Here is a 620-nt window from a genome sequence, read left to right as displayed (position 1 = left end):
ACTGTTCGTAGACGTCCAGGTAGTCGAGCTGGCGTAGGTAATGTTCCTGTTAAAAGGACAGCCCCTGCGGGAAAGCCCCTAAAGGCTGAGCAACCTAACAAACCTGCTCAACAGGAACCAACTAAAAGAAAAGAGTATGGATACGAAGCTGATGCAAGGAATGATAAGATTATTAGTGCTGCACTTAAAGCACATAATCCTAACACACCAGAACCAGTTCGTAAAGTGGCTCGTGAAATGTCTAAAGGTTGGGATGAAGATCAATTAACTAGCACTATCAAAGCTGTAGGTAAAGCTAAACGTAGTCTTGGGAAATTTGAGAATCGAAGCCCCGGAGAAGGGAGATATTTAGATACTCTGGGATACGAGTTAGATCGTATTAGGAAGGAGTTGAGAAAAGGTAAGTAAGAAAGAAGCCGCCTCAAAAGGGCGGCTTTTCTTTTTGTTAAAACGGAATGCTTTCAAATCCAATGATGTTATCAATGGCGAAAGTACGCATATCCTGTTTGTCTAAATCAAATGCTTCAATAAGCCAAGTGGGCTTACCGTCGTTATACCAAGCAGATGTTCCCCAAACTAATCGAGGACTTACTACATGACGTAATCCAACATTACCTTTG

Annotated in this window: 1 protein-coding gene; it reads left to right on the top strand. The window is 42.1% G+C overall.

Annotated elements, in window-relative coordinates:
• Positions 1-408, top strand: a 408-nt coding sequence (locus tag N1032_RS26205; RefSeq protein WP_259543570.1) for a hypothetical protein, incomplete at its 5' end; no start/stop codon positions are given.
• Positions 409-620 lie beyond the last annotated feature (212 nt).

It is taken from the genome of Herbiconiux daphne, from assembly GCF_024979295.1.
Classification (GTDB): Bacteria; Actinomycetota; Actinomycetes; order Actinomycetales; family Microbacteriaceae; genus Herbiconiux; species Herbiconiux daphnes.
Note: the sequence above shows the minus strand (reverse complement) of the source record. Positions and strands in the feature narration are given on the sequence as shown.